Source organism: Saccharomonospora cyanea NA-134, from assembly GCF_000244975.1.
Lineage (GTDB): Bacteria > Actinomycetota > Actinomycetes > Mycobacteriales > Pseudonocardiaceae > Saccharomonospora > Saccharomonospora cyanea.
The window spans coordinates 5,167,128-5,173,239 of the sequence record NZ_CM001440.1 but is presented as its reverse complement, the minus strand read 5'-3'; the positions used below and the strand labels follow the sequence as shown (position 1 = coordinate 5,173,239).

The window sequence follows — 6,112 nt, the reverse complement described above, 5'->3', positions numbered from 1 at the left end:
GAGGTCGCGGGCCGGGGGCGCCGGTCGGTTCGGGGGCGGCGGGGTCGGGAAGCGGGCCGAGGGACGTTGCGCGGCGGGGTGATCGCGTACGGGGGTGTCGCCGCGCACGGGCACGTGCCGTGGTGGCTCGCCGGGCCCGGGATCGGGCATGGGGAAGTGCCCGGAGCGCATCGGGTCGGGTCTGCGGGGCTGGGCGTTCCGGGGGGGCGGGCGGTCGACGTCCGCGTGGTCACTGTCGAGCGGGGAAGGCCGGAACCGGGTCGGCTCCGGTCGCACCGGCTCGGGTCGACCGGAGTCGCGACGGCCGATGCCGGGGGGAGCAGGAGGAGTCGCGCCACGAGGGCGCTCCGGCGGCCGTGGCCGCGCGGGGGACGGCGATGGTTCGGGGGCGCTCGGCCGCTGGTGACGTCCGGTGGTGTGCGGGGGCGGTGCGGCAACGGGTGCCTCGCCCGGGGACTCCGGCAGGGGGTCCGCGACGATCCGCTCGTCGACGGAGTGCCGCAAGCCGCCCGGCAGCACCGCCTCCTCCTGCTCAGCGGCCCGCCGACGCTGTCTGGACGGACGCGCGCGTCCGTTCGACTCCGACGACCCACGCTCGGCGGAGTGTCGGGCGAGCATCTCGGCGACGCTGATACCACCCTGGGTGTCGAGCGCCCGGCGCCGCTTCCTCTCGGCTTCCTCGCGGTTGCGCTGTGCGCGTGCTCGCCATTCCTGCGCCTGAGAAGTGAGGCCGGGAGTGCCGTGATCGTCGGACACGCACGCTCCCTTCGCTCAGGTTCCCCGGTGGGGCTCCCATATCTGCTTGTTGATCGCCGCGAGGACGGCTTTCGTTATCGTACGTATATCAGCCATTTGTGACGACACCACGGCGTGAACTTTTTACGCTGCGTTGCTATACCGGGCTTTGTCTGCCGACGCAACGGAGCTCCGCGTGTCCTGCGTCACGAAGACGGCGCAGTGCTGTTTCACTGTCCGTGCTGGCTTTCGGGGCTCGTCGGCGCCCCTTGCGGTGCGGGGTCGATGGCGAAGACGCTGCCGAACACGTTCACGGCCGACTCGTCTCCGGACACCGCCAGCACGCCGCTGGTGGCCGCGTCCTCGGGCGTGAGCTCTCCCGCGAGCACGGCGCGGAGTGCCGGTCCGGTCTTCACGACGGCGTCGGCGTGGTCCGTCCCGCCCTCGGAGACGGTCAGCACGCCGTCGCTGATTCCGGCCGTCACGACGACGTCGGCCACGTGCAGCTCGACGACCCGGTCGATTCCCCGGGCCCGCTCCGGCCGGAACGTCGCACGCAGCGCGGTGATGACCGAGTCCGTGGTGACGACGTCGTTCTCGCGTGGTTCCCCGAGCGTCCTCGCGCCCCACCGGCCGAGCGCGAACACGATGTCCTCGAGGTCGCGTCCGTACTCGGTGAGCTCGTAGACGACCGCGCTCGCGGGCCGGGGCAGCACCCGCCGCCGGACGAGTCCGTCGGCTTCGAGCTGCTTCAGTCGCGCGGACAGGATGTTGGTGGGGATGCGCACGAGACCTCTGCGGAGGTCGGTGAACCGCTTGGGGCCCACCAGCAGGTCGCGGACGATGAGGAGGGCCCAGCGTTCACCCACGAGATCGACGGCGTGGGCAAGACCACAGTACTGTCCGTAGCGTCGCTGGCCCATGGTGTACATGGTACTCCACCATGGTGCTTGTGAAGCGTGATTGCTTTTAGCAAGCAGTTGTGGCTTGGACGCGTGTTTCAGGTCAGCCGTCCGCGTACCGCGGGCGGCCGGCGGGCCGGTAGACCTGGATCGTCACCCCGTTCGAGGTGGACCGCGATTCCACCACGTCGAGTGCCACGTCCGGGCCGGTGTCGGGGAACAACCTCGTGCCCTGGCCGAGGACCAGAGGGCAGACGAGCAGGGTGATCTCGTCGACGAGCCGGTTGCCGAGCAGCCAGCGGATCAGGGCGCCGCTGCCGTGCACCTGGAGTTCGCCTCCCGGCTTGGCCTTCAGGTCCGCGACGGCGGCCGCGACGTCCCCGGAGAGAACGGTCGTGTCGGCCCACCGCGGCTCGGTGAGCGTGGTCGATGCGACGTACTTGGGCCGCGTGTTCAAGGGTCCCGCGATGGGGTTGGAACCCGGATCCGGCATCGTTCCCCAGTAGGCGGCGAAGATCTCGTAGGTCCGCCGGCCGAACAGGAACGCGTCGGCGCGCCCGTAGACCTGGTGCAGAAACGTCGCGGCCTCACCAGCGAAGAGTGGCAAGGCCCAGCCGCCGCGCTCGAACCCGCCGCGTCGGTCCTCGTCCGGCCCGCCGAGTCCCTGCATCACGCCGTCGACGGTGACCCACGTGGTGGTGGTGAGCTTCATGAGTGAGTACCTTTCTCGTCGGTCGGTCGTTCGGTTCGACCGAACCAACGCACCGAGCTCATCGGTCGTGGCACTGACACTCTCAGCCAACGGGCCCCGGCGGTCTGCTTTTCAGGTGCTTCGCCCGTTCGAGTTCCAAAGCCGCCACACCTCTTGGGCGATCGCCGTGTACCGGCTTTCGGGACCCGCGAGTTCCGCATCGAACCAGCGGACGAACTCTTCGTGAGCCATGCGCCGGACGTCCGCCACGCTGCTCGCCTCGGGCAACCTGAGGGCGATGGTCTCCGCCTCGGACCGGTATTCGTCCGTGTTGTCCTCGAAGTTCAGCCCGATCGGATCGTGCCGGAAGAGTAGGGCTTCGATCTCGGCCACGAGCGACTCGCGGCCGACGAGTCGGCGTTGCCTGTCGATCCGCTCCTGCCGGAGGCGGCGCCGGACGAGGCGCCACTGCGTCGCGCTCCGGATGCGGCGGAAGACTCCCTGCGATGGACTCACTCGCCAAGGGTGACCCTTCAGTGCGAAGTTCGCACCCGATTTGCTCGCAGAGAGCGACGCACCTCGTTCGGCCGGGGTCGACGGCAGGGGATCAGCCGCCCGAATGCATCATGTCGGCGCCCTCGGGCACGCACGGGTCGTCCGGGTCGTCCAACCAGCCGTGCGGCAGGGTGACCTTGCCCGGCGAACCCTGACGACCCCGGGGCCCGAGGGCGTCGGTGGGGAACGGCGCGTCGTGGTCGAGTTGCGCGATCAGCTCGTCGAGCTCGTCGAGCGACGACACCATCGCGAACCTGCGGCGAAGCTGCGAGCCCACGGGGAAGCCCATGAAGTACCACGCCATGTGCTTGCGGAGGTCACGCATGGCCTTGTCCGGGCCGTCGTGTCGCACCAGCAGTTCGGCGTGGCGACGCAGTACCCGGGCGACCTCGCCCAGGTTCGGTCCCTTGGGGATCGGCCTGCCCGCGAACGCGGCCTCCAGCTCGCCGAACAGCCACGGCCTGCCGAGACACCCGCGCCCCACCACGACACCGTCGCACCCGGTCTCGGAGACCATGCGCAGCGCGTCGTGCGCGGTGAAGATGTCGCCGTTGCCCAGCACGGGGATGCTCGTGACGGCTTCCTTCAGCCGGGCGATCTGCGACCAGTCGGCCTGCCCCGAGTAACGCTGGGCGGCGGTCCGCGCGTGCAGGGCCACGGCAGCGGCACCCTCGGCCTCGGCGATGCGTCCCGCGTCGAGGAACGTGTGGTGGTCGTCGTCGATGCCGACGCGGAACTTCACCGTGAACGGCACTCCGGCCGGCTCGGCCGCCTCCACCGAGGCCCTCACGATGTTGGCGAACAGTTTCCGCTTGTACGGCAGCGCGGCACCGCCGCCCTTGCGGGTCACCTTGGCGACGGGACAGCCGAAGTTGGCGTCGATGTGGTCGGCCAGCCCCTCACCGACGATGATCTTGACGGCCTCGCGCATCGTGGCCGGATCGACCCCGTAGAGCTGCATCGACCGGGGCTTCTCGTCGGGACCGAAGGTCATCATGTGCATCGTGCCGGGATGCCGTTCGACGACGGCGCGGGCGGTGATCATCTCGCAGACGTAGAGCCCCGCGCCGTACTCCTGGCAGAGCTGCCGGAACGCGACGTTCGTGATGCCGGCCATGGGGGCGAGCACGACCGGAGGATCGACCTGGTAGGGGCCGATCCTCAGGGCGGGCTTGGGCAGGGTCGCGGTCACGCCTCCCATTGTCGCTGGTCGGGTCGGCCGGCTTGTGGGGGGCCGCCCGGTGGTGGGTTCGGGCCGTCAGGAGTTCGCCAGTTGGTTCACGCCGGTCTCGGGCGCCTTCCGAGGAGCAGCGCCACCGCGAGAGCCGTGAGCACGAGCCCCACCCCGATGCCGAAGGCGAGCCGGTAGCCGTCGAGCAGCGCGAGACGTTCCGGTGCTCCCCCGGCCAGCCGCTCGTCGGTGTGCGCCGCCGCCACCACGAGCAGGGTCGACAACCCCAGCGCTCCACCGACCTGTTGAGTCGTGTTGAACAGCCCGGACGCCGCGCCGGAGTCCTGTGGCGTCGCCTCGGCCATGCCGAGTGACATCAGTGAGGGCATGGCCAGGCCGAAACCCACACCCAGCAGCGTCAGTGCGGGCAGCAGGTGTGATGCGTAGCCCGCGTCGGCCGGTAGGTTCGCCAGGAGCGTGAGGCCGCCCGCGATCACGATGAGCCCCGCCGGCAACACGGTCCGTTCCCCGAAGCGGGTGTTGAGTCTCGGCGTCACTCCCAGCGAGAGCACGGCGATGGCCACGGACACCGGAACCATCGCGAGCCCGGCCTGGCGAGCGTCGAGGAAGAGCACCCGCTGCATGGTCAGCACCGTGAGGAACATGAACCCGAACATGGCCGCCACGAGCAGAAGCAGTACGGCGTTGGCGCCCACGAGCCGCCGTGATCGCAGCAGCCGCAGCGGCAGTAGCGGGGTGGTCGCCCTCTTCTGCCGGAGCGCGAAACCGCCGAGCAGGGCGGCGGCCACGACGCCGAGTGCGAACGTCCCCGCCCCGCCGGGCTGTTCCAGCCTGGTGATCGCGTAAATGCCTGTCGCGAACCCTCCGGTGACCAGCACTGCTCCGGGGACGTCCAGCCGCTGCCGGGTGCGCGTGCCCTCGTCCGTGGGCAGCACGCGGAGGGCGAGGGGGAACGCCAGCACGCCGACGGGCACGTTGAGGTAGAAGATCCAGTGCCAGCTCAGTGCCTCGGTGACGAGGCCGCCGACCAGCATGCCGATGGTGCCGCCCGACGCCTGCACGAAGCTGAACGCCCCGACGGCCTTGGCCCGCTCGCCCGGTTCCCCGAACAGGGTGACGATCATCCCGAGGAGTACGGCCGTCATCGCGGCGGCACCGATTCCCTGGACGAACCGGGCCGCCACGAGCACGGCCGGGTTCCAGGCCAGCCCGCACAGGGCCGACGACACGGTGAAACCGGCGAGTCCGGCGAGGAACACCCGCCGCCGTCCGACGAGATCGCCGAGCCTCCCGGCGAGGAGCAGCAGTCCCGCGAAGGCGACGAGGTAGGCGCCGGTGATCCAGCTCGCGCCCGCCTGGGTGAAGCCCAGGTCCGACTGGATCGCGGGAAGCGACACGGCGACGATCGTCTCGTCGACGATGGCCATCAGCGCGCCCGCGCACAGCACGGTCAGCGCCAGCCAGCGGGTCCGTGATGGGGCCGCGATGGTCGATGGTTCCATTCCAACTCCTTGGTGCACTGTTTGTAACAGGAGTCATCATGTGTGACCATCGGTGCGGTCGGAAGGAGGCACTTTCATGTCCCGGAGTCACACGAATGTGTCCGTCCAGGTCATCGAGGAGGAGGCCTGCCCACTGGCCGAAGTTCTCGATCACGTCGCGGGCAAGTGGAGCATCGGGGTGCTCGTCGCCGCCGCGCACGGACCGGTGCGGTTCACCGAACTGGAGCGCGCGGTCGAAGGGATCAGCAGGCGCATGCTGACGCTCACGGTGCGCAAGCTCGAACGCGACGGGCTGCTGTCGCGCACCGTCTACCCGACCGTGCCGCCGAAGGTGGAGTACGAGCTCACGGACATGGCGCGTGAGCTGTACGGCACACTGCGGTCCCTCACCGACTGGGCGCAGCGGCACCGAACGGACATCGTGGCGGCCCGAGCACGCTACGACGCGGCGCAGCAGGCCTGACCGTTCTCGAAGCGGGAGTCGCCGACCTGGGAACGCCGAACCGCGGGCCTCGTGTTCGCGGATCGGCTGAGG

At 70.0% G+C, this 6,112-nt stretch carries 6 protein-coding genes and 1 pseudogene; 1 reads left to right on the top strand and 6 read right to left on the bottom strand.

Features of this window, described 5'->3' with window-relative positions; translation table 11 throughout:
- The 6 genes and pseudogenes from SACCYDRAFT_RS26700 to SACCYDRAFT_RS24135 all read right to left on the bottom strand — a co-directional run.
- Positions 1 to 756 (bottom strand): annotated as a pseudogene (locus SACCYDRAFT_RS26700) (hypothetical protein); the annotation flags it as partial.
- A 209-nt stretch (positions 757 to 965) separates the two neighbouring features.
- Positions 966 to 1,658, bottom strand: coding sequence for a winged helix-turn-helix transcriptional regulator (locus tag SACCYDRAFT_RS24155; RefSeq protein WP_043537522.1), 693 nt, complete (start codon positions 1,656 to 1,658; stop codon positions 966 to 968).
- 82 nt (positions 1,659 to 1,740) lie between these two features.
- A complete protein-coding gene (locus SACCYDRAFT_RS24150; RefSeq protein WP_005460266.1) occupies positions 1,741 to 2,349 on the bottom strand; it encodes a dihydrofolate reductase family protein in 609 nt (202 codons plus the stop codon).
- 111 nt (positions 2,350 to 2,460) lie between these two features.
- The gene (locus SACCYDRAFT_RS24145; RefSeq protein ID WP_232283739.1) at positions 2,461 to 2,844 is read right to left on the bottom strand and encodes a hypothetical protein; all 384 of its coding nucleotides are present in this window, start codon (positions 2,842 to 2,844) and stop codon (positions 2,461 to 2,463) included.
- A gap of 91 nt (positions 2,845 to 2,935) precedes the next feature.
- A complete protein-coding gene (dusB, locus tag SACCYDRAFT_RS24140; RefSeq protein WP_005460261.1) occupies positions 2,936 to 4,084 on the bottom strand; it encodes a tRNA dihydrouridine synthase DusB in 1,149 nt (382 codons plus the stop codon).
- A 77-nt stretch (positions 4,085 to 4,161) separates the two neighbouring features.
- Positions 4,162 to 5,577, bottom strand: coding sequence for an MFS transporter (locus SACCYDRAFT_RS24135; protein WP_005460259.1), 1,416 nt, complete (start codon positions 5,575 to 5,577; stop codon positions 4,162 to 4,164).
- 76 nt (positions 5,578 to 5,653) lie between these two features.
- Between SACCYDRAFT_RS24135 and SACCYDRAFT_RS24130 the strand changes: the two genes are divergently transcribed.
- Positions 5,654 to 6,040 carry a winged helix-turn-helix transcriptional regulator gene (locus SACCYDRAFT_RS24130; RefSeq protein ID WP_005460256.1) on the top strand — a complete coding sequence of 129 codons (387 nt, stop codon included), beginning with the start codon at positions 5,654 to 5,656 and terminating at the stop codon, positions 6,038 to 6,040.
- Positions 6,041 to 6,112 lie beyond the last annotated feature (72 nt).